The 23629-nt window shown below is 35.9% G+C and carries 23 protein-coding genes; 12 read left to right on the forward strand and 11 right to left on the reverse strand.

Features of this window, described 5'->3' with window-relative positions; genetic code table 11:
- Positions 1-205 precede the first annotated feature (205 nt).
- A complete protein-coding gene (locus Arg41_RS07665) occupies positions 206-1495 on the reverse strand; it encodes a hypothetical protein (protein WP_092490748.1) in 1290 nt (429 codons plus the stop codon).
- 189 nt (positions 1496-1684) lie between these two features.
- Here Arg41_RS07665 and Arg41_RS07670 point away from each other — a divergent pair, with 189 nt between their 5' ends.
- Positions 1685-3178, forward strand: a complete 1494-nt coding sequence (locus tag Arg41_RS07670; protein ID WP_092490749.1) for a hypothetical protein — start codon at positions 1685-1687, stop codon at positions 3176-3178.
- Positions 3179-3460: 282 nt separating this feature from the next.
- On the forward strand, positions 3461-4618 hold the full coding sequence (locus Arg41_RS07675) for a hypothetical protein (RefSeq protein WP_092490750.1): 1158 nt from the start codon (positions 3461-3463) through the stop codon (positions 4616-4618).
- A gap of 81 nt (positions 4619-4699) precedes the next feature.
- Here the strand turns inward: Arg41_RS07675 and Arg41_RS07680 are convergent, their stop codons facing one another.
- Positions 4700-5938: a hypothetical protein gene (locus Arg41_RS07680; protein WP_092490751.1), complete on the reverse strand. Its 1239-nt coding sequence runs from the start codon at positions 5936-5938 to the stop codon at positions 4700-4702.
- Between the two features lie 42 nt (positions 5939-5980).
- On the opposite strand from Arg41_RS07680, the gene Arg41_RS07685 reads away from it, so the two are divergent.
- Positions 5981-6694: a hypothetical protein gene (locus Arg41_RS07685; protein WP_242641426.1), complete on the forward strand. Its 714-nt coding sequence runs from the start codon at positions 5981-5983 to the stop codon at positions 6692-6694.
- 1268 nt (positions 6695-7962) lie between these two features.
- Here Arg41_RS07685 and Arg41_RS07690 read toward each other — a convergent pair.
- Both Arg41_RS07690 and Arg41_RS07695 read right to left on the reverse strand, forming a co-directional pair.
- Positions 7963-8640 (reverse strand): hypothetical protein, encoded by a 678-nt coding sequence (locus Arg41_RS07690; protein ID WP_092490753.1) that lies wholly within the window; start codon positions 8638-8640, stop codon positions 7963-7965.
- Positions 8641-9091: 451 nt separating this feature from the next.
- Positions 9092-9871 carry a hypothetical protein gene (locus Arg41_RS07695; RefSeq protein ID WP_092490754.1) on the reverse strand — a complete coding sequence of 260 codons (780 nt, stop codon included), beginning with the start codon at positions 9869-9871 and terminating at the stop codon, positions 9092-9094.
- 137 nt (positions 9872-10008) lie between these two features.
- Here Arg41_RS07695 and Arg41_RS07700 point away from each other — a divergent pair, with 137 nt between their 5' ends.
- The 5 genes from Arg41_RS07700 (at position 10009) to Arg41_RS08245 (ending at position 14932) form a co-directional block, all read left to right on the forward strand.
- On the forward strand, positions 10009-11136 hold the full coding sequence (locus tag Arg41_RS07700; RefSeq protein ID WP_092490755.1) for a hypothetical protein: 1128 nt from the start codon (positions 10009-10011) through the stop codon (positions 11134-11136).
- A gap of 237 nt (positions 11137-11373) precedes the next feature.
- Positions 11374-12537 carry a hypothetical protein gene (locus Arg41_RS07705; RefSeq protein WP_092490756.1) on the forward strand — a complete coding sequence of 388 codons (1164 nt, stop codon included), beginning with the start codon at positions 11374-11376 and terminating at the stop codon, positions 12535-12537.
- A gap of 146 nt (positions 12538-12683) precedes the next feature.
- A complete protein-coding gene (locus tag Arg41_RS07710) occupies positions 12684-13841 on the forward strand; it encodes a hypothetical protein (protein WP_092490757.1) in 1158 nt (385 codons plus the stop codon).
- Positions 13842-13984: 143 nt separating this feature from the next.
- Positions 13985-14605, forward strand: a complete 621-nt coding sequence (locus Arg41_RS07715) for a hypothetical protein (RefSeq protein WP_092490758.1) — start codon at positions 13985-13987, stop codon at positions 14603-14605.
- A gap of 174 nt (positions 14606-14779) precedes the next feature.
- Positions 14780-14932, forward strand: a complete 153-nt coding sequence (locus Arg41_RS08245; RefSeq protein ID WP_172792691.1) for a hypothetical protein — start codon at positions 14780-14782, stop codon at positions 14930-14932.
- Between the two features lie 612 nt (positions 14933-15544).
- On the opposite strand, the gene Arg41_RS08250 is transcribed toward Arg41_RS08245, so the two are convergent.
- The 4 genes from Arg41_RS08250 to Arg41_RS07725 form a co-directional block, all read right to left on the reverse strand.
- A complete protein-coding gene (locus Arg41_RS08250; RefSeq protein WP_172792692.1) occupies positions 15545-15706 on the reverse strand; it encodes a hypothetical protein in 162 nt (53 codons plus the stop codon).
- Between the two features lie 174 nt (positions 15707-15880).
- On the reverse strand, positions 15881-16501 hold the full coding sequence (locus Arg41_RS07720) for a hypothetical protein (protein ID WP_092490759.1): 621 nt from the start codon (positions 16499-16501) through the stop codon (positions 15881-15883).
- A gap of 338 nt (positions 16502-16839) precedes the next feature.
- Positions 16840-16992 carry a hypothetical protein gene (locus tag Arg41_RS08255; RefSeq protein WP_172792690.1) on the reverse strand — a complete coding sequence of 51 codons (153 nt, stop codon included), beginning with the start codon at positions 16990-16992 and terminating at the stop codon, positions 16840-16842.
- 174 nt (positions 16993-17166) lie between these two features.
- Positions 17167-17748, reverse strand: a complete 582-nt coding sequence (locus Arg41_RS07725) for a hypothetical protein (RefSeq protein WP_092490760.1) — start codon at positions 17746-17748, stop codon at positions 17167-17169.
- A gap of 197 nt (positions 17749-17945) precedes the next feature.
- On the opposite strand from Arg41_RS07725, the gene Arg41_RS08075 reads away from it, so the two are divergent.
- Positions 17946-18128 carry a hypothetical protein gene (locus tag Arg41_RS08075; RefSeq protein WP_157722342.1) on the forward strand — a complete coding sequence of 61 codons (183 nt, stop codon included), beginning with the start codon at positions 17946-17948 and terminating at the stop codon, positions 18126-18128.
- Positions 18129-18600: 472 nt separating this feature from the next.
- Here Arg41_RS08075 and Arg41_RS07730 read toward each other — a convergent pair whose 3' ends face one another.
- The 3 genes from Arg41_RS07730 to Arg41_RS07735 all read right to left on the reverse strand — a co-directional run bounded on the left by Arg41_RS07730 (position 18601) and on the right by Arg41_RS07735 (position 20132).
- Positions 18601-18924, reverse strand: a complete 324-nt coding sequence (locus Arg41_RS07730) for a hypothetical protein (RefSeq protein ID WP_092490761.1) — start codon at positions 18922-18924, stop codon at positions 18601-18603.
- A 58-nt stretch (positions 18925-18982) separates the two neighbouring features.
- Positions 18983-19108, reverse strand: coding sequence for a hypothetical protein (locus Arg41_RS08475; RefSeq protein WP_278183678.1), 126 nt, complete (start codon positions 19106-19108; stop codon positions 18983-18985).
- A 94-nt stretch (positions 19109-19202) separates the two neighbouring features.
- On the reverse strand, positions 19203-20132 hold the full coding sequence (locus Arg41_RS07735) for a hypothetical protein (protein WP_092490762.1): 930 nt from the start codon (positions 20130-20132) through the stop codon (positions 19203-19205).
- A 340-nt stretch (positions 20133-20472) separates the two neighbouring features.
- Between Arg41_RS07735 and Arg41_RS07740 the strand changes: the two genes are divergently transcribed.
- From Arg41_RS07740 to Arg41_RS07750, 3 genes are all read left to right on the forward strand, one after another.
- A complete protein-coding gene (locus Arg41_RS07740; protein WP_092490763.1) occupies positions 20473-21096 on the forward strand; it encodes a hypothetical protein in 624 nt (207 codons plus the stop codon).
- Positions 21097-21395: 299 nt separating this feature from the next.
- On the forward strand, positions 21396-22664 hold the full coding sequence (locus Arg41_RS07745) for a hypothetical protein (RefSeq protein ID WP_092490764.1): 1269 nt from the start codon (positions 21396-21398) through the stop codon (positions 22662-22664).
- Positions 22664-23506 carry a hypothetical protein gene (locus Arg41_RS07750; protein ID WP_092490765.1) on the forward strand — a complete coding sequence of 281 codons (843 nt, stop codon included), beginning with the start codon at positions 22664-22666 and terminating at the stop codon, positions 23504-23506. Before Arg41_RS07745 ends, Arg41_RS07750 begins: the two co-directional genes overlap by 1 nt.
- The last annotated feature ends 123 nt before the right edge of the window (positions 23507-23629 follow it).

A 23629-nucleotide genomic window follows, 5' to 3' on the forward strand; every position in this document is an offset into this window, starting at 1 on the left:
GAACATGAAGGTCTCCATAAATCTAAATATTACTTAATTAAGTAATATTTAATAAAAATATAATATGATAATAGTTACATGAATTAGGCGATGGATGAATTTACTATTTATTGCCGTATAATCAATTATTAATGCCAATTAGTATAAATAGCATGACATCTATATTGTGCGATTGTACATAGTGTTAGAGCATATTTTATGGATTTCAAAACGATGTTTCCGGGTCTGGGGTTTCATCAAAGTATGAATCGGATTCATCAAAGTATGAATTGGATTCATCTTCCTCTGAAATTGTTTCCAATGTGTGTCTTACTATAAAAGCACTGTGTTGCTGTAGTTTAGATATTCCTTGGGTTGATTTTTCTTTAGTGCATGTATAATCTGGTTCCACGTGATCACTTGAATAATATTTAACCAGATCTGTTTCCTGATTTTCTTTGTGTAGTTCACAGCTAATCATATCAGTTACGGTTGATTCTTTAGTTTCTAAAAAATATGCTGGTATTAGGCACGAACTAGGATCAAGGATATCTGGTTCGTTTCTTGCGGCATAATCTTGGCTATTTATTACTTCAACATTAAACGTCGGTTTTTTCATTTTTCTAGATTTTCTATAATTATTTAATGCGCAACATGAGATAGTTACTGCGGGAATTACAAAAACTACTAGTACTATCAAAGATACTGGTTTTATGTACCCCAAGTCATGAAGTTCATCACTAACGTCCGTTGGAGGACATACGTATTCCATGGTAGAGTTGCAAATGTCCATATTTACATCATCTTTAGGGCCGTACATAACTAATGATCTATTATGAACAACATCTAATGCAATTTCTTTATCTGAAGAGTTTAATTTAGCGTTTCCATGTATTATGATACTAAACATCTCAGAAGACTTGCTGACCATTTTGCTTACTATGTCAAATTTTTTTGTTTTATTGTATCTGCTGAATACATCAGTTAATTCATCGACTTTTTTCATTCCACAGTGAATTAAATCTGTTTCTGAAATATTTTGTAGATATGATCGCAATTCATATCTGGACGTTGAGGCACCTCTAGTATAAGGAAAATCTGATATATAAACCATTAGGCACAGATTTGACAGAAATACCTTAGTTAAGTCTAGTTCTATTTCTGTTGTTTCATTGTTACCGATTGCTAATTCTACAAAATTTGCAAAACATGCAAGCATAAATAAACTTCTTATTGTTGCTGCTGATCTATTAATTAATGAAGTGGTTGATCTTCTAATACCATTAATTATGCTGGATACAGTACTACCACAGCAGCCAACTTCTTGTGTCCTTGCTTTTCCTGTTCTACAAGGTGAATTATCTGAATGGGGTTGATAGACGGTAGTAAGACTAGAACCTTCGGTAACTGAGGATTCATCACCGGATTGATCTTCATCCTCTTGATCATGCTCGATTACAGAGCATATTTCTTCTGAAGGAACCAGGCTATTTGCATATTTGTTACCAAAATTCATTTGTTCACTCTCTATATCAAAATAAGTAGTTTCACACAAAGTAGTTTCATATAAAGTATTTTCATATAAATCTATGTTTATAATCTAGTCTTAATTATTAATTATGCACTCAAATATGCATTAACAAAATATTTTCAACAAGCTACTGTTGGTTTTTACAAGGCCACAGCAGGATTTTGCAAAACTGATATGGAAATTAAAGCCATCATTGAGCTATTACTTAGCAGATGGATAAAAATAGAGGAGGGAGTAGTTTCTTTTAAAACACACATTCCCATTGACTTCGTTAATATATCAAGAGATATGGTAGAAGCAACTAAAACAAATGATTCCTTCCAATTGAGAATGCTACGTGACAAGGATTACAAAATTCATACTGAAATTCCTCCTCAACAAACATCAAAAATACGTTTCTCATTTGACAGAATGTTAGGAAAAAGACCCATTTCAATAAAAAAAATCTATCCTAGATTTAACCTGAAGAAAGTAGAAGAAACAATGAAAGCAACCAAATATCTATCAATGAGACCAAACAATTCGCCAGAAGCCAAAATACTAATATTGCCACAAGGAAAACCGGTAGTTTACCATCCAGCTTACGAGGCTTTTACTTTTGGCACGGGAGCTCCTGACAGGAATAACGTATTAAATAAATTCAAATATATACGCGCCACAGTGAGCTCTGAAGAAAACTTTTTTCGCTTTAATCCCAGAATTACAATCGCTAAGTACCTCCCCATAATAACCTACTCTACTGGTTTCGGAGGTATTCTTGCCGTTAGTTATGATAGAGGGTACTATGATTATGACAGACGGCAAGAAACCTTCGTAACTGTTGGCCCAGATTCACCTTCGCTTATGATTCCTCCCGGACTAGATCTACCAGTAAACCAGATTGGCATTACAGGTGTTATGCACAACTCTTGGGACAAAGACGCTTTAACACGAAGGTATACTGTAGACATAAAACCCCAGTCAACAGCAGCATTTATCGTTAATCCCAACGCAAATGTAAAATTTAGACAAATGGGTAGCACATCTAAAATAGCAATTACTGAATGGTACCCAGGACAGATTGAAGAAGTAAAAATAACTGATGAATATAGCAATGGATACCTGTTGAGTCTAGAGATAAAACCAACACCTGTAGAAGAATCAAAGCGGAAAAATGAATCATCAAGTGAGTCTCCTTTTGATCAATGGAAAAAACACTTGCCAGAATGCGACCTGGAAGATCCTGACCCAAAGGATCACAACATCAACTATTACGACGCACTGGCAGGTAGACCTAAAACCACAACCAAACTTCATATTCCCAGAGGTAAAGCAACAACTTTAACCCTTACAGAAGGAATAGACTCCGAGAGCAAAAAGGAATATCACAGCTTAACGTGCAGCACAAACAAAGATGGAGTTAATATAGAATTTGTTGGAAAACCTAGGGTGTGGCTAAATGAAACCGAAACATATAGCCTTACCAATCAATGGACCGTCGGACAAGCAAAAGAAATAAGAAATGAAGTAGTATTTTTGCTTGGAAAAAAAATAAGAACTGGACTCAGCCCTTCCAACCACCAACTTAATATTGCTTGGGAAAAGGTAACTCCAGTGTATGATTTAACTTGTCGCACTGATAAAGATGCTTTCGTAGGAACCGGATGGCTGATACGGTATCTCAAATAAATCACTTAACACTTAAAAATAAACCAATCATAAATAAGTATTTTTTACTTACAAAATAAAATTTCTTATATGAATCAAATTACGCCAATTATGAGTTTACAAAAAAGTTATTAGTTATTATTCTTAGTTATTAATATAATAGCTATCATACTCAAGCGTGTACTAAAAACTTTCAGGAGAAACTATTATGTAGAACCGCATCACAGATTGTAAATATTCGAAGACAAGTAAAATCTAACAGTACCGAATCGTATTGTACCAGAGCTATTAGAGGAAATAATTGTGTTCAATAACATCAGAAATTTGCAAATCTCAAGCATAGACGAAAACGACAATGAATCGGAAGAACAAGATGCGTCCAGCACAGAAAATGGAAATGTGTCAACGGAAGCAGAAGAAACTTCATCACCATTATCATCTTCGGAGAGAACAAATAGTCCTGCTGCAGATTATACGCCTACGAACACATTATGCATGAGAACCATGAGAACATCACTGATAGTTTCACTGATAATTTCTATGCTAAGCACAGTAACAGGCAGTGCTGCAAGAGCAGGTGAATATATTTTCATTAAAGCGATGGAACTGTATATGAGGCATAGTAATATGCTCTGCTTGCTGAAAGGATTGCTTAGACTAGGAGAAGATGATCTTATTTCACACGGAGTAAACATAAGATCTGAAGTTGAAGAAACCGGAGTAAGTCTAGATGATATTATGTTAGGAAATGGTGATTTTGGTAGCATTAGCACAATTGTTCACGATGAAGCATTATACTCCGCTAACGCAACCAACATCACGGAAATTGAATTTAGGTACTCAAGTGTAGAAAGAATCATACTGAACGCATGTGAAAGGATTAAAAATATAACCTATTTTAACGAACATTCAAGAAATCAGCTTGCTAATACTTCAGAGCTCATCAGAAATTCTGATACCTCATATATCGGTTGCCCATATACCCAATTCGGTAGTGATGTTAGTATATCTGAACATGTAAACTCCACTACGACAGACAGAACGGTCTTAAGAGCAACTGTATTAATCATCGTCTGCACAATATTATCTTTGATTGTAATGATTATTATGAGAAATCCTCTACAACGCAGACAACGCAATCATGATGGCAACCGATTGGGAATGATTGAATTAAAAACCTATGGACTAAGCACTAGCCGCATTTGTTTATTAGAAGAAACCGATCATGAGTTTGATAATGATCATGATGTTCGGGATAATCAATCTAACGTAGGTCATGGCTGTGATAATAAAGGAAGCTTACTTCTTGGAAATACATTGGGCAGTACAAATGATAAACCTCTAAAAAAAGAAAAACACAGAAATAACGATGTTCATTTATTAATGGAAAACAACAGATCCAGACCTGCGGATAACGCATCACATTTCTCTTTGTGGATCATAATTTTCTCAACGCACTGAATTAAACTATAAGCAAATACAATCTCATAATAAAGAAAAAAATAAAGTCTGCTATCATTGACGGCAGACTTTATGTTACTTCTATACAAGATCTTCCTCATTTTCGGTATCATCTTGTGGTACAGGCTGAGGTTGTTGTGCCTTACAAGACCTGTATCCAAGAATAGCAGATAGAGCAATAGAAAGGACTATAAAGGCAACTAATATGGCAATAAGTATTGACAAGCCTCTGCCGTAAGGTGTTATCCCCTCTGGGATAAGAGTAGGCATATCTACGGTAGTTGAGTTTATAATTCCAGGAGCCATAGTCGTTGAATTCAGTGTGACTGAACCAGTAGCTACGGTTGTTGAATTCACAATCTCCGATTCAAGGGTAGTAGAATTTAGTATTTCAGATGCCATAGTCGTAGATTTCATTACTTCTGACGCCATGTTCAATGCTCGAAGGGTTGAGGATGCGCTAGTAGCCATAGTCGTTGAATTCAGTGTGACTGAACCAGTAGTTACGGTTGTTGAATTCACAATCTCCGATTCAAGGGTAGTAGATTTTACTACTTCTGATGCTATAGTAGTTAAATGCACCATTTTTGGGACAACAGTTGCAGATTCTACAACTTTAGATATTGATGATGCACTTGGATAAGTTAAGTACGATTTTATACTTGGGCAACACGTATCGGGGATATAATGGTTAATGTTGAAATCTTCGTCACAGAAATTTTCAGTAATTGAATCACAGGCATCCCTCACTAGACCACAAGCGCCTCTATTTAAACTACACAGCCTGACACCTGATCTCCTCATTTCTCTAGAAACCTTAATATATTCATCATTAATATATCTAGACATATCCCATAATTGCGTAAAAAAGTTGTCTCCTCCAGCATCATTCGGATCAATCTCAGAGGGAATAAGCATAGGAATAGTAAAATTAAAGGCGGGATCCTTTTTCAATAATGCCACAGATGATTTAAAAGCGGAATTAACCACTTTTTCGACATACTGAGTATCATTGCCCTTGATTCTAATCAAGCTACACAGCGACGATTCTAAAGAACATAAATAAGATGAAAGTGAGTTACTTCTTACTTGAGATCCATCTACACCACCTAACATACTAAGTGCAATTAGTGGAAATGATACAAAACTATTAGCAAAAGATTTGGTAAACGAAGAAGCATTTTGGTAATTTATTTTCTTCTCCATAACCACAACTTCTGTGTATTCACTTTCTTCCACAACTTCATGTGAATCTACAGATTGATATACACAGTTACTACTGCACGAACAATCTAAATGCTTACTATCTGCATAAAACATTATTTTTCCTGTAAAAAATAAACATAGCTATTCTTTCTCTACATGTATCGAATTGGAAACGTATCAGGAGCACAAATCATGATATCAGATTATGACTTCCGAGATAACAAAACATCAGAATCAAACTCGGATGACAACACAGGTAAAGAAGAAACAGAAACTGACTCTATGCCAATACCATTAAACACCTCAGTAAAAACTTCCTACAAAAATTGCACACGTTCATTTAAAGAAAATTGCCATATCGATATTGAGCTAGAACAAATAACTGCACATACTACCGAAGAGAAAAAAACAGATGAACCAGTATCATCTTTGTTATCACCACCACAAAGTGAATTAGGTAATGTATGCGTAGGTATTAATTGCACAGAGTTGGATGAAATGGAAAGAAGACCTGCATCTTCATCTGAGTTATTATTAACTTCCGCAAACAGAGATAACACACGAGTAACATATACAGAGATAGAGTTAGCCGCCAATGTGAAAGATAGAAATAAAAAAACACTACGACAACTTGGATACCACCGAATCATCCTTCTCTGCACCCTGGCATTTTTATCCCTAGTAATAATAGCCTACTCACTCTGCCCAAAAGGCGGAAGACAGGAACTTATTATACTTTTTGCTATTACTGGCGTAGGTATTTTAGCTGCCTTGGGAGTACATCTATATTTATGCCATGAAACGCGCATAGGGATACCACGCGAATTTGAACGGCGCCGCAATGAAATACTTCGCCACCAGCAATTGTAAGTATTGCTAACACGGAGCTTATATTACAGTCAAAGGTTATATTTTAGTACAATAACAAAATATCATAATCAAATTCAGCTGGTAGCAAATATATATGGTACGGGACGTATACTTAACATATGGCCTTGACTATTCTAAGGCCTACAATCATCACAATCACCCATTAGAAGAAAATCGTTCCATCTATATATAATACTGATCAAAAACAAATAACCTGCCGTGTCATTGCCGTCGTTGTCACAAAGTTAACTAAAAAATGCTTGTACATATAATGCCCAAATTACCCCCTCCACTAACCCCCCATAGCAAACGCCAACTACCTAAGGATTAGGTATCAATGCCATATATATGCATAAGAAAATAACCCATCCAAACTTAAATATCCACCCATCACCACAATTCTAGACATTAATGTATACCTTTGGTATATAGATAGTTACGTACCTGATGAGCAAGAGCATGTAGTCGTTGTGTTATCCATTGTTATCTTCGCAAGATATTGCTTCCCTTAATGTATATTTGTCCTAATAACAGGAGCAGCACACGTTAATTTGAGCAATTACAAAAATCAACTCTACGAAATAAAAACAACAGTATCCAAATTAGACGTTTATGCTCTCAGAAACAATTGATTAATCAATTGTTTCTGAGAGCATAAACGTCTAATTTGGATACTGTTGTTTTTATTTCGTAGAGTTGATTTTTGTAATTGCTCAAATTAACGTGTGCTGCTCCTGTTATTAGGACAAATATACATTAAGGGAAGCAATATCTTGCGAAGATAACAATGGATAACACAACGACTACATGCTCTTGCTCATCAGGTACGTAACTATCTATATACCAAAGGTATACATTAATGTCTAGAATTGTGGTGATGGGTGGATATTTAAGTTTGGATGGGTTATTTTCTTATGCATATATATGGCATTGATACCTAATCCTTAGGTAGTTGGCGTTTGCTATGGGGGGTTAGTGGAGGGGGTAATTTGGGCATTATATGTACAAGCATTTTTTAGTTAACTTTGTGACAACGACGGCAATGACACGGCAGGTTATTTGTTTTTGATCAGTATTATATATAGATGGAACGATTTTCTTCTAATGGGTGATTGTGATGATTGTAGGCCTTAGAATAGTCAAGGCCATATGTTAAGTATACGTCCCGTACCATATATATTTGCTACCAGCTGAATTTGATTATGATATTTTGTTATTGTACTAAAATATAACCTTTGACTGTAATATAAGCTCCGTGTTAGCAATACTTACAATTGCTGGTGGCGAAGTATTTCATTGCGGCGCCGTTCAAATTCGCGTGGTATCCCTATGCGCGTTTCATGGCATAAATGTAGATGCAGTCCCAAGGCAGCTAAAATGCATACGCCAGTAATAGCAAAAAGTATAATAAGTTCCTGTCCTCCGCATTTTGGGCAGAGTGAGTAGGATATCATTATTATTAATAAACCTACCAGGGTGCATAAAAGGATGATGCGGTGATACTTAAGTTGTTGTAGCATTTTTTTGTCCCTATTTTTTATATTGGCGGCTAACTCTATCTCTGTACGTGTTACTCGTGTATTATATCTGTTTGCGGAAGTTAATAATAACTCAGATGAAGATGCGGGTCTTGTTTCTATTTCATCCAACTCTGTGCAATTAATACCTACGCATACATTACCTAATTCACTTTGTGGTGGTGATAACAAAGATGATACTGGTTCATCTGTTTTTTTCTCTTCGGTAGTATGTGCAGTTATTTGTTCTAGCTCAATATCGATATGGCAATTTTCTTTAAATGAATGTGTGCAATTTTTGTAGGAAATTTTTACTGAGGCATTTAATGGCATTGGCATAGAGTCAGTTTCTATTTCTCCTTCACCAGTGCTGTCATCCGAGTTTAATTCTGATGTTTTGTTAGCTCGAAAGTCATAATCTGATATCATGATTTGTGCTCCTGATACGTTTCCAATTCGATACATGTAGAGAAAGAAAGATTTAAGATTTTCAAATTATAATTTCTCATAAAATCCTTAAAACTCTAGCCAATTTATTCAACACAGCACATTAAATTATCACGATAATAAATCTAATACCACATGGAATAGAAATGATAATATAGACTTAATTTTAAGCATACCTTCACAAATGAGGACAAAATATAACAACATCGATAACTTCAATATAAGTAAGATAGGATATGCATCAATAGTAAAAAACTAAAAACATCACAAGTGCTAATATCAACAGAAAGTGATGCCAGCAATCAATTTTTTCTGGCATCATCAAACGTTCACTCAATGAAATACGAGCACAGTGACTAAATGTTATCCATGGAAATAATACATATGTTAGAAACGATAACCTATTCTCATTCTCCACTCACATATCTTACCATCAGACCAGATATTTTCTTGCCCTCAGATCAGATATCTTATCCTTCACTGAATGGATAATAGTCCTCTTACTACTCCCACACTTTCCTAAAACAAAATTAACAAACATCCCCAAAAGGAAAATTAACGATAAGAACAATGGTATTACCACCATTGGATCTTTAGTCATACTATTAAGGTCAAAATTATCAGTTATCACATCATTACCTGGAATTGTACCGTTACCTGGAATTGTATCGTTTCCCGTAATTGTATAGTTTCCTGTAATTGTACCGTTACCTGGAATTATATTGTTGCTTATAATTCTATCGTTACCTGTAGCCATATCGAGAATATATTTACCAATATCTTTGCAATATATAGAAGACATATTAAGGTATCCGGATCCTATCCCACAGTTCTTGCGTGTACTCGTGATCCTGCGGTATGCTTCATGAGTTACAGGATAAACACTATAGGCAAGGCTAGTATTTATATACGGCGTATGCGGTCCAGTATTAACAAAAGCAGATCTAATATATTTTGATGCTTTCTCAAACCTAGGATCATTTGGGTCAGTATAATCATCCATGGACAACGGCAGAGATGGAGTCAAACTTAAACCAGACTCAATCAACGCATTAATAAATATTCTATCAACATTAACTCTGCGAAATCTGAGAAGGGGTAACCTCTGTTTTGATGATAAAGTACTAAATCTATCCCTAGCATACACCAAGGAACAAAGTTTCAACTTTAGACGACACCATGATGTTCTCAGTCCACTAGAAGAATCTATCATGCTAAGCATAGATAAAGGAAATATAAGACCTTTAAGTTTTGTGATTCCAGATAGTGATAATCCTGATTTAGGTGAGGTACATTCCTCTGCACAAATAACTGAATAACATTCACCCGATACTATGCCATCATGGTCACATGTATCTCCTAAATCGCAATAGCCCTGTTAATGGGGATTCCTGCAACAGTAACTGTAGCAACTCTACCAGCAATTCCGTCACTACTACTGCTACAATACATACTGTTAGGCAGCTACCTAAAGAATTTTCACGTTCTCTTACAGATAGAGTGTATGCTGCTATCAGTGCCGCAAATGAAGCTGCTAATGCTGCAGATAGTGCTATTAATGCTCCCAATGGCATCACCGCCACCTTGCCTGAAAGTATACCTAACACCAGCTCTTCTAGCTCTACCGCTGGTACCACTGTATCTGATCTTGTTAGTAGCAACAATTGTAGCTCTCATACTATCAATAATTGTGTCTGTAATGGTATTGATGATGACAAAGGTACTGCTTCTACAGCAGATACTCTCGACGCTGCTAAAGTTAGCAAATCACACAACAGTATACATGAAGAAAATCCATGCGTTGCCGAAGAAGAAATTTTTGATTTACGTACATACACGATTTCATCTCAGGTAGAAGACTTGGAAAAAATTGGAAGAGCATCGTATTTAGATAAGTATAGCAATATTGATCGAGTTGTATTTCGGATCCCTATGACTAAATCAACCAAGTTTATGATTGCATCTGCAATAATTATGATTGCTGTTATTATAGCATTCGTTATTTTTTCAATATTATTATTAGCAACTAATATCATTCATATTCCCAATGTAGCCCCAGAAGAATTAACGAGAATTACTAAATTTGTTGGCACTGCACTATGCGTGGCTTCGGTATCACTGTCACTGCTTTGGATTAGTTATCTTGCAGGGTTCAAATCTGCACAGAATAGTATTGTGGATGGTGAACTCAAACCTGTAATTTCTCTAGTAAAATGCAAACTAAAAAAATATGCTAAAGACCAGAAAAACGTCTGGAGAAGTTTAACTTCGTATCACGATCAACTGAAATGCATGGAACAAAGATATAGTAATTATGAATCGTCCTTATGTAAAATAGATACAATTATAGGTGATCTAGAAAGTATTAAGGAGCAGCTGGCATTTACAAAAAAACATACCAATACTAGCAGAGCAGATAATATCACAGCTGAGTTACTTGGTATAACTAAAAGGTTGAATATGCTATTGAAGAAGTAAAAAGGTAAGGGGGGGGAGATACTTGTATTAATCCCCCACGGCATTGAATGTCCTCAAGAAAAGTAATAGCAACATGGACGTGGAACAACAAACACTGATATGACGCGAAGAACTTAATTGCTAATTGCAAAATAAATCTTAATTTACCAACTTATAATACCACCGAGAAGAAATCATCACGCCAAAGCAGTACAATTTAAAAAACATTAGCTATGTTTATTTTTTACAGGAAAAATAATGTTTTATGCAGATAGTAAGCATTTAGATTGTTCGTGCAGTAGTAACTGTGTATATCAATCTGTAGATTCACATGAAGTTGTGGAAGAAAGTGAATGTACAGAAGTTGTGGCTATGGAGAAGAAAATAAATTACCAAAATTCTTCTTTACTTACCAAATATTTTGCTAATAGTTTAGTATCATTTCCACTAATTGCACTTAGCATGTTAGGTGGTGTAGATGGATCTCAAGTAAGAAGTAGGTCACTTTCATCTTATTTATGTTCTTTAGAATCGTCGCTGTGTAGCTTGATTAGAATCAAGGGCAATGATACTCAGTATGTCAAAGCAGTGATTGATTCCTCTTTTAAAGTATCCGTGAATTTATTGAAAAAGGATCTCGCCTTTAACTTTACCATTCCTATGGTTATCCCCTCTGATATTAGTCCAGATGATACCGGAGGAGACAACCTTATTACGCAATTATGGAGCATGTCTAGATATATTAATGATGGATATATTAGGGTTTCTAGAGAAATGAGGAGTTCAGGTGTCAGGCTGTGTAGTTTGAATAGAGGCACTTGTGGGCTAGTTAGGAATGCCTGTGATTCAATTAGTGAAAATTTCTGTGACGGAAATTTCAACATTAACCATGATATCCCCGATACGTGTTGCCCAAGTATAAAATCGTACTTAACTTATCCAAGTGCATCATCAATATCTAAAGTTGTAGAATCAGCAACAGCTATCGTCCCAGAAATGGTGCATTTAACTACTATATCGTCAAAAAATGAAATCCCAACTAGCGCATCCTCAACCCTTCGAGCATTGAACATAGCGTCAGAAGTAGTGAAATCTACAACTATGGCATCTGAAATGCTAAATTCTACTACCATTGAATCGGAGATTGTGAATTCAACAACCGTAACTACTGGTTCAGTCACACTGAATTCAACGACTATGGTTCCTGGAATTATAAACTCAACTAGCGTAGACATGCCTACTCTTATCCCAGAGGGGATAACACCTTACGGCAAAGGCTTGTCAATGCTTATTGCTATATTAGTTGCCTTTATAGTCCTTTCTATTGCTCTATCTGCTATTCTTGGATATAAGTCTTGTAAGGCACAACAACCTCAGCCTGTACCACAAGATGACACCGAAAATGAGGAAAATCTTGTATAGAAGTAACATAAAGTCTGCCGTCAATGATAGCAGACTTTATTTTTTTCTTTATTATTAGATTGTATTTGCTTATAGTTTAATTCAGTGCGTTGAGAAAATTATGATCTACAAATAGATAGCTATGTTTATTTTTTACAGGAAAAATAATGTTTTATGCAGATAGTAAGCATTTAGATTGTTCGTGCAGTAGTAACTGTGTATATCAATCTGTAGATTCACATGAAGTTGTGGAAGAAAGTGAATGTACAGAAGTTGTGGCTATGGAGAAGAAAATAAATTACCAAAATGCTTCTTTACTTACCAAATCTTTTGCTAATAGTTTTGTATCATTTCCACTAATTGCACTTAGTATGTTAGGTGGTGTAGATGGATCTCAAGTAAGAAGTAGGTCACTTTCATCTTATTTATGTTCTTTAGAATCGTCGCTGTGTAACTTGATTAAAATCAAGGGCAATGATACTCAGTATGTCAAAGCAGTGGTTCATTCCGCTTTTAAATCATCTGTGGAATTATTAAAAAAGGGTCCCGCCTTTAACTTTACCATTCCTGTGGTTATTCCCTCTGAGATTAGTCCAGATGATACTGGAGGAGACAACCTTATTACGCAATTATGGGGCATGTCTGAATATATTAATGATGGATATATTAGGGTTTCTAGAGAAATGAGGAGGTCAGGTAAAAGGCTATGTAGTTTGAATAAAGGTACTTGTGGGCTAGTTAGAGATACCTGTGGTTCAATTACTGAAAGTTTCTGTGACGAAGATTTCAACATTAATACTAATATCCCCGATACGTGTTGCCCAAGTATAAAATCGTACTTAACTCTAAGTGCATCATCAATATATAAAGTCGTAGAATCTGCAACTGTTGTCCCAAAAATGGTGCATTTAACTACTATATCGTCAAAAACTGAAATCCCAACTAGCGCATCCTCAACCCTTCGAGCATTGAACATAGCGTCAGAAGTAGTGAAATCTACAACTATGGCATCTGAAATGATAAATGCTACTACCCTTGAATCTGAGATTGTGAATTTAACAACCGTAACTACTGGTTCAGTCACACTAAATTCAACGACTATGGTTCCTGGAATTATAAACTCAACTAGCGTAGACATGCCTACTCTTATCCCAGAGGGGATAACACCTTACGGCAAAGGCTTGTCAATGCTTATTGCTATATTAGTTGCCTTTATAGTCCTTTCTATTGCTCTATCTGCTATTCTTGGATATAAGTCTTGTAAGGCACAACAACCTCAGCCTGTACCACAAGATGACACCGAAAATGAGGAAAATCTTGTATAGAAGTAACATAAAGTCTGCCGTCAATGATAGCAGACTTTATTTTTTTCTTTATTATGAGATTGTATTTGCTTATAGTTTAATTCAGTGCGTTGAGAAAATTATGATCTACAAATAGATTAAATTTCCGCTACTCTGTGGGGGAGATGGTATCTTTTTTGTCCGTTCGCACACGATCAGTCATGCGTATCACAGTAAGGGAGATTACAGTTGTGATAGGTAACCACAATAATATTAGTGTTGCTCTCCTAGAATCAGAACAAGCCGATAGTTTTGAAATAGGAGAAGAAGCAGGAACTTCTTCTGATGTTCCGAGAAACGAAGACATGGCTATTAGTATCCCAGAAGAAATCCGTGCAATGGAAGAAGAAATAACATCTGAAGATGTGGAACTACGGACATTATCACAATCGCAAACAGTTGCGATCAACGGAGAACCCACCGAAAATATGAGCCCACGTGCATTGCGGCGTCATGGAGAAATGAAAATCAAAAGAATGAAGATTGATCTTATTGCACTTAAGGCTGCCGGTTGTGTCTCTCTATTAGTGACAACAGGCATAATTCTATTAACATTTGTTCAGTTGTTGATTTGTGAAGAAGGCACACAAGACAGAAAAAAATGTGACAGCTTATTTATTTTTTTTGGTATAGCACTTTCACTGGTTTTACTTTGCATCTTCATAGTCTCGGGTTGTTTTAGGAGTCATGAGATAGGCAGACTGGAAAGGAATCATAGTCGTCGGCAACCACCAGGTAATCGATAAAGACCATAAGCTTTCTTCGTGGAATACCATATCCACACAGTTTTTTGTTACCGCAAAACATCATAGTAAAACCAGATACGCGCCAACGTTTGCTCAAATGATTACACAGATCAAATCCTACTATTAGGTAATTAATCAGCTAAAAGTCAACTTTTACCGCAATAAAAATATATTATGAAACATAATAACCCAATAAAAAATCATGCTAAGTACTTAATGACCTACTTATCAACAAAACTGCGTTATCCATCCAATCCTCAACAAGATCATAGCACTATAGATAACGATGTAGATAGTTTTTGTCAAAATAATCAATGCTGTGTTTGATAAAAAATAAAATAATTATTACACAGCTATCGGTATAAAATTACTTGTATTAAATTATCACAATCCTATACAATGGTAACATTCATTTTATGAACAATAATCATTAAAATCATTGCTATACTCGTAATCAGCACATAAATTATGGGTGCGTAATATACATGCTTCGTTCACCAATATTGCGAACATACAACATCGGACGCGCGCACCTATGACACCATTAAGCCAAGGGTACAAAACATCGTTATCAGGTTTAACTGCCATTAGGAGAAAAAGTTATAATGAGACTTAATAAAATATAACTCATAACATACGTATGTTATGAGTTATATTTTATTAAGTCTCATTATAACTTTTTCTCCTAATGGCAGTTAAACCTGATAACGATGTTTTGTACCCTTGGCTTAATGGTGTCATAGGTGCGCGCGTCCGATGTTGTATATTCGCAATATTGGTGAACGAAGCATGTATATTACGCACCCATAATTTATGTGCTGATTACGAGTATAGCAATGATTTTAATGATTATTATTCATAAAATGAATGTTACCATTGTATAGGATTGTGATAATTTAATACAAGTAATTTTATACCGATAGCTGTGTAATAATTATTTTATTTTTTATCAAACATAGCATTGATTTTTTGACAAAAACTATCTACATCGCTATCTATAGTGCTATGATCTTGTTGAGGATTGGATGGATAATGCAGTTTTGTTGATAAGTAGGTCATTAAGTACTTAGCATGATTTTTTATTGGGTTATTATGTTTCATAATATATTTTTATTGCGGTAAAAGTTGACTTTTAGCTGATTAATTACCTAATGGTGGGATTTGATCTGTGTAATCATTTGAGCAAACGTTGGCGCGTATCTGGTTTTACTATGATGTTTTGCGGTAACAAAAAACTGTGTGGATATGGTATTCCACGAAGAAAGCTTATGGTCTTTATCGATTACCTGGTGGTTGCCGACGACTATAATTCCTTTCCAGTCTACCCATCTCATGACTCCTAAAACAACCCGAGACTATGAAGATGCAAAGTAAAATCAGCGGAAGTACTATACCAAAAAAAATAAGTAAGCTGTCACATTTTTTTTTGTCTTTTGTGCCTTCTTCACAAATCAACAACTGAACAAATGTTAATAGAATTATGCCTATTGTCACTAATAGAGAGACACAACCGGCAGCCTTAAGTGCAATAAGATTAATCTTCATTCTTTTGATTTTCATTTCTCCATGATGCCGCAATGCACGTGGGCTCATATTTTCGGTGGGTTCTCCGTTGATCGCAACTGTTTGCGATTGTGATAATGTCCGTAGTTCCATATCTTCAGCTGTTATTTCTTCTTCCATTGCACCGATTTCTTCTGGGATACTAATAGCCATGTCTTCGTTTCTCGGAACATCAGAAGAAGTTCCTGCTTCTTCTCCTATTTCAAAACTATCGGCTTGTTCTGATTCTAGGGGAGCAACACTAATATTATTGTGGTTACCTATCACAACTGTAATCTCCCTTACTGTGATACGCATGACTGATCGTGTGCGAACGGACAAAAAAGATACCATCTCCCCCACAGAGTAGCGGAAATTTAAGTATGTTATGAGTTATATTTTATTAAGTCTCATTATAACTTTTTCTCCTAATGGCAGTTAAACCTGATAACGATGTTTTGTACCCTTGGCTTAATGGTGTCATAGGTGCGCGCGTCCGATGTTGTATGTTCGCAATATTGGTGAACGAAGCATGTATATTACGCACCCATAATTTATGTGCTGATTACGAGTATAGCAATGATTTTAATGATTATTGTTCATAAAATGAATGTTACCATTGTATAGGATTGTGATAATTTAATACAAGTAATTTTATACCGATAGCTGTGTAATAATTATTTTATTTTTTATCAAACACAGCATTGATTATTTTGACAAAAACTATCTACATCGCTATCTATAGTGCTATGATCTTGTTGAGGATTGGATGGATAACGCAGTTTTGTTGATAAGTAGGTCATTAAGTACTTAGCATGATTTTTTATTGGGTTATTATGTTTCATAATATATTTTTATTGCGGTAAAAGTTGACTTTTAGCTGATTAATTACCTAATGGTGGGATTTGATCTGTGTAATCATTTGAGCAAACGTTGGCGCGTATCTGGTTTTACTATGATGTTTTGCGGTAACAAAAAACTGTGTGGATATGGTATTCCACGAAGAAAGCTTATGGTCTTTATCGATTACCTGGTGGTTGCCGACGACTATAATTCCTTTCCAGTCTACCTATCTCATGACTCCTAAAACAACCCGAGACTATGAAGATGCAAAGTAAAATCAGCGGAAGTACTATACCAAAAAAAATAAATAAGCTGTCACATTTTTTTCTGTCTTGTGTGCCTTCTTCACAAATCAACAACTGAACAAATGTTAATAGAATTATGCCTGCTGTCACTAATAGAGAGACACAACCGGCAGCCTTAAGTGCAATAAGATCAATCTTCATTCTTTTGATTTTCATTTCTCCATGACGCCGCAATGCACGTGGGCTTGTATTTTCGGTGTTTGCTCCGTTGATCTCAACTGTTATTGTTTCTTCTTCCATTGCACTGATTTCTCCTGGGGTACCAATAGCTATGTCTTCGTTTCTCGGAACATCAGAAGAAGTTCCTGCTTCTTCTCCTATTTCAAAACTATCGGCTTGTTCTGATTCTAGGGGAGCAACACTAATATTATTGTGGTTACCTATCACAACTGTAATCTCCCTTACTGTGATACGCATGACTGATCGTGTGCGAACGGACAAAAAAGATACCATCTCCCCCACAGAGTAGCGGAAATTTAAATCGACTGTATCGTGAAATAAACGAGAAAGATGTTAACACTGCACTAGGGAAGATAATACCACTACCATTACAAAAACACATTTTATCTACAACAACATCGCCAAATTTTAGATTGTACTTTCCAGCGTACTATACATTATAATCTTTTTTATTGTCATTGTCTCCACAAATGGAAGCACATAGACATCGAAATATCTTGCATCTGAGTGGTACTGTTGCTCCTTTTTTAAATATAGGTGAAAATGAGCTGCTGCTTGTAATTGGAATTATGGTTGATGATGTGGTCAGTATTGCCAGGAAAGATAGAATTGTATTAGATGCTTCTGTAATGGATGGTATATTGAGGACGTAGCTGCTAATGTGATCCTGGGTAGTTCTTTCGACAACAGAGCTCTGTTGTCAATGGTTGTTGATGCTCGCAGGAAATGAATATTGTGGGTAAAATTAATGATGTTAATTATTGCTTGATGCCTTGTGATTTACTAGTGGTTTTTTCCGAGACCACTGTCATAGTTTGAGCGATGAATTGTAGAAAGATAGTGTGAGTTAATGGCATTTCTCCTGACATTCGGTAAAATTGGATTTCTGATATAAAAAGAAGTGAACTCAAGGCTGATAATAGGGGCTTAATAGTAAGGACTACAATTAACCTGGTATTGGCTTTTACCAAAATTTTGTCATGATCACTGTATAATTATTCCGGTATTATAGCTGATGGATTCCATACCATGTCTGATTCATTATTACCGTTATCAGAACGCTGCTACTTTAGTACTAGGAATATCACTGTTTGCTGTAGGGTCCTTGATTGTATGGACCACAATTCAATCGCGCCCATAATCTTCAGACCTACGGGAATTAACAACCCTTAACAGTAGAGCCCTATTGTTAATAGGTCTGCCATGCAATACGTTAGCAGCCAAATCACCGACTATAGCATCAAATATATCCTCACTCATATCAGGATTTAGCACAATTCCATCATCCCTAGCAATACTGATCACATCATCAGCCATAAGTCTAATGGTATTTCTTAACTCACTCTCACTCATATTTAAAAAAGAAGCAACACGATCACTTCGTTGTGAGGTAGTGAAGCCACCATGATCACCATCTAAGGAAGAATCAAAATCTGCACCCTGCACCACATTTCGCGCTGCATAATGACCTTCTCTACCTCTTCGTACGTTTTGATGTTGTGCTTGTTCACCTCGTATAAGGTTTTTTAAGAATATGGCATAATTTATCTTCAGTTTGCATTAATCCATAATATATACAAGAACATGACGGAGGGTAGATGCTATCATTCCCAAGCACACTGATCCTGATCATACTTACACATCCTAATTCTGTACTCTACGTTGAAGCCATAAAAGGATAAACGCCGTCTGATAGTATCACAGTAACTAAAATTTAGTAAGGCAACTTACTTTCCATCAATACATGATGTTAGTTTTCTCGTTAGGTGTTCTAATGAGGAAGCAACTATTTTTCCCACAAAATCTCTTTCATAATCATTGACTTCATTGCTAGCAAGTAAGACAGGTCTATTTTGTAGCAGAAAATTACTGATATTTTCTTTTAGGAGGTCTTTAGACTGTGAGATAAATTTATCTATCTCCTCAGTACTTGTTTCAGGTTTACAAAAATTTTCTAAGCATTGTTTTGGGGGTAATAATTTTTTCAGTGAATCTAATAACTTGTTTGTTGTAGAATTCAAAATAAGAAGAAGCTCATTAGAGGTTTCATAAAATATCATGTGTCCTAAAAATGTACTAAATATAAACGAGGCAACACATTCCTTGTTTTGTGCCACATTACTAAAAAATATATCGATGGATTTTGATGTAATGATCTTATCCTGTTCTTTCATAAAATCATTATATAGATCCAAAAACGCATCAAACACTGATGGGGTTATAGAACTTTTCAGGTCTTTAAGTTCTTCCTTAGCATATTTTTTATATGTTTCTCTGTAAAAACACCTGATTTGACGAGATATATATTCACGTAATTTTCCAATTTCACGTCCTTTAGCTTTAGGAATAATTGGTACAGTTATTGAATTAATTTCACTAACTGTAATGATTTCCCTTTCTTCCATTTTTACTAGATTACGTACCTTACTTTCAACATGGTTATCTATGAAACGTATAAGTACATTTTTAGCATTTACAAATGGATGAGCTGCGAATGATTCTGATATTCTACGAAAAAATAATTCTTTTTCCTCTGAAGATCCTAAATGTAGTTTGAACAATTTTTGAGCAAAAAACCCTAGTAATTCATTAATAAGTGATCGAAACTGAATATCGACCTCCAATCTCCATTTTTTATAGCTAGGAATGCATTTCATATCAGATGGTGATGTTTTATATATCTCTCCCTCATGTAATCCACACCTCTTATGCTCATTTTCATCAATTATAGAGAGGAATTTGATCTTATATTAATTATACTAACCTATGCTCCTATAATTTATTTCATTTCTTAAATATGGAGACCTTTATTTTTCCTAGTCATAATACCTTTCTTTCTCAACATGATGGATTTAACAGTGGCCCCATAAAACTATTTAATATTTGCGCGCATAAAAAATTACTGCATCTCTTTCGATTTCAGAATACGATGACACTCGCTGATGAGCAAACGCAATATCACTGTTATATTGATGTATGTAGAGGGGAGAAAGCGTAATGCAAGTGAGTAACTGCACAGTTGTTGAACCAGAAGAAATCGTCTCCATAGATGTTGATCCAGAAGCATCATACGAGGTCACTACAGAAATAAATGACCCAACCGAGCCTGAAACAGGACCATCGCAATTGAGTGCGCTGATCCCCTGTGAATCCGGAGTAGACGCTTGTACCGATATTATTCAAAAAGATTCCGGCATACCAAAAAAAATTGAGAGAGTGGTAGCCAACCCAAATCTCCTTCGAGAACCACCCCGAGAACCACCTATCAACAATCGCAATGTATACCGACCAGCCTTCAACCCGAACTATAATATCTGGATTAGGAATATTAGGAATTTCGCTTTCTATCATATGGATGAATTGATTAAAACGTTTTCTTTATTTCTTGTATTGCTTGTGCCTGTAACAGCATTTTCTATTAGTATCTTTCCTATAAGTACCTATTGTAAAGAACTGTCAAACCCATTAGCAGGGAAATTGAAGAGTGATCCCTGCAGCAACTCGGTTTTAGTCGCCATTGCGTTGGCAATGACCTTTATTCTTGTGAGTATTACATTTTTATATTGTTTAAAAAAAATCATCCTTAGAATGTATCCACAACCACAAATTCAGCACCGATAGAACTACATCATCTTATAGTTTTTTTCCGAATCAAACCTATAACAGTCTAAATCAAACTAGATAAGCATGCGAAACAAAACCATGCATTGATGAATATTTACTTGGATTGAGATATAATTTGTTCGCTTATTGACCGACAACATTACACAAACTTATGATCACATAACTTATGTTACCTCTGAAGCACACAATAGACCTTTATATTTCCTTCTTACACCCTCTTTGCCTTAGCATAGTAGATTTAACAATAATCCTAAAGAATTATTCAAGAAGCCATCGATATTAGAAGCACTTTGCTTATGATAATCGATCAACACCACAATAATCCTAAAGAATTACATAAGTTATTTTTGAAAATCGACCCATCACTAGCATCAAGAGACGACTATATTTCAACAAAGGAATTGAAATCTCTTCTAGCAAAGCTAGGCTATCCAGAATCAGATAAAAGTCAAATAACTGTACATACAACAGACTTGTTGTTGCTACCTACGCTCCAATCTTTGCAAAATATAGTTTTTCAGCAAGAAAGAAGAGAGGAAAGACTGAAAAGCCTGGTTTCCTCTCTCAACAAAAAGGAATTAAGGAAAAAACAACAATCATTAGATAAAACCAAAGGATTTGCCCATGCATGCGGAGCTGTAGCTTCAATTGTAAGCGCATTAGAAGAACAATGTAATAACCAAGGCCTCAAATTAACCGCTAACTTCGATGATCAAGAGATTAACCGTGAACTAGGATGCGACCTGGAAGAACTACATAAATGCAAACTGGAGGCAATGAGCGATAAGTCATCTTGGGAATTAAAAGAAGAAGCATGGCGGAGCTGGGGTAAAATTTTACTGGTCTTGCTGCTTGATACATTACCACTAGAAGATGATATAAGAAGTGGGTTGCTAGAAGATGCAATAGATGCCAGTGAAAACAGCGCCGCAACAAATTGCCCCTTAGAAACAATAGCAACGATTGTCAAGCAAATACTCAAACTTCAGCATAAAACATCTTCTCAAGATTGCGAAGTTAGTCTAAGCGAATGCCTAACAAAGTTGGGAAGCAAACTGTACCACACAAGAAGAGCCCAAGAGAAAGACACCTCGCTATCTTGGAGTGAACGCTTTGGCCAGAGCCTTCTAGGAAGAACTGTTCTGCATTACCTTCACTCATTAAGCGCTATAGCAAATGTGATCAGCACCGAAGCAAGAGCACAAGCAGGAGGAAAAGAACTTAAAGCCTATAGATCATACTTCCACAGAAATCTGGATTATCTGCAATCCATGCTCCCCCCCAACCTGGCAAATAAAGTTGAGATCAGAGTTAAAACCACAAACTGGGATCAAGCAAGAAAAGAAGTACAAAGATTTGTTGACTGGAATAATGATCTAGACAAAAGGTTAGCTCAAGAGGGAGAGAAAGCAAGCTCTTCAGCCCTAGTCCCCATAAAACTATTTAATATTTGCGCGCATAAAAAATTACTGCATCTCTTTCGATTTCAGAATACGATGACACTCGCTGATGAGCAAGCGCAATATCACTGTTATATTGATGTATGTAGAGGGGAGAAAGCGTAATGCAAGTGAGTAACTGCACAGTTGTTGAACCAGAAGAAATCGTCTCCATAGATGTTGATCCAGAAGCATCAGACGAGGTCACTACAGAAATAAATGACCCCGAGCCTGAAACAGGACCATCGCAATTGAGTGCGCTGATCCCCCGTGAATCCGGAGTAGACGCTTGTACCGATATTATTCAAAAAGATTCCGGCACACCAAAAAAGCAAGTGAGTAACTGCGCAGTTGTGAGTAACTGCGCAGTTGTTGAACCAGAAGAAATCGTCTCCATAGATGTTGATCCAGAAGCATCAGACGAGGTCACTACAGAAATAAATGACCCCGAGCCTGAAACAGAACCATCGCAATTGAGTGCGCTGATCCCCCGTGAATCCGGAGTAGACGCTTGTACCGATATTGCTCAAAAAGATTCCGGCACACCAAAAAAAATTGAGAGAGTGGTAGCCAACCCAAATCTCCTTCGAGAACCACCCCGGGAACCACCTATCAACAATCGCAATGTATACCGACCAGCCTTCAACCCGAACTATAATATCTGGATTAGGTATATTAGGCATTTCGCTCTCTATCATATAGATTTATTGATTGAAGTGTTTTCTTTCTCTCTTGTGTTCCTTGTGCCTATAACAGCATTTTCTATTAGTATCATTCCTATGAGTACCTATTGTAAAGAACAGTCAAACTCATTAGCAGAGAAATTGAATAGGGATCCCTGCAGAAACTCGATTTTAGTCGCCATTGCGTTGGCAATGACCTTTATTCTTGTGAGTATTACATTTTTATATTGTTTAAAAAAAATCATCCTTAGAATGTATCCACAACCACAAATTCAGCACCGATAGAACTACATCATCTTATAGTTTTTTTCCGAATCAAACCTATAACAGTCTAAATCAAACTAGATAAGCATGCGAAACAAAACCATGCATTGATGAATATTTACTTGGATTGAGATATAATTTGTT

Source organism: Candidatus Ichthyocystis hellenicum (assembly GCF_001460935.1).
Taxonomy (GTDB): Bacteria; Pseudomonadota; Gammaproteobacteria; order Burkholderiales; family 2013Ark19i; genus Ichthyocystis; species Ichthyocystis hellenicum.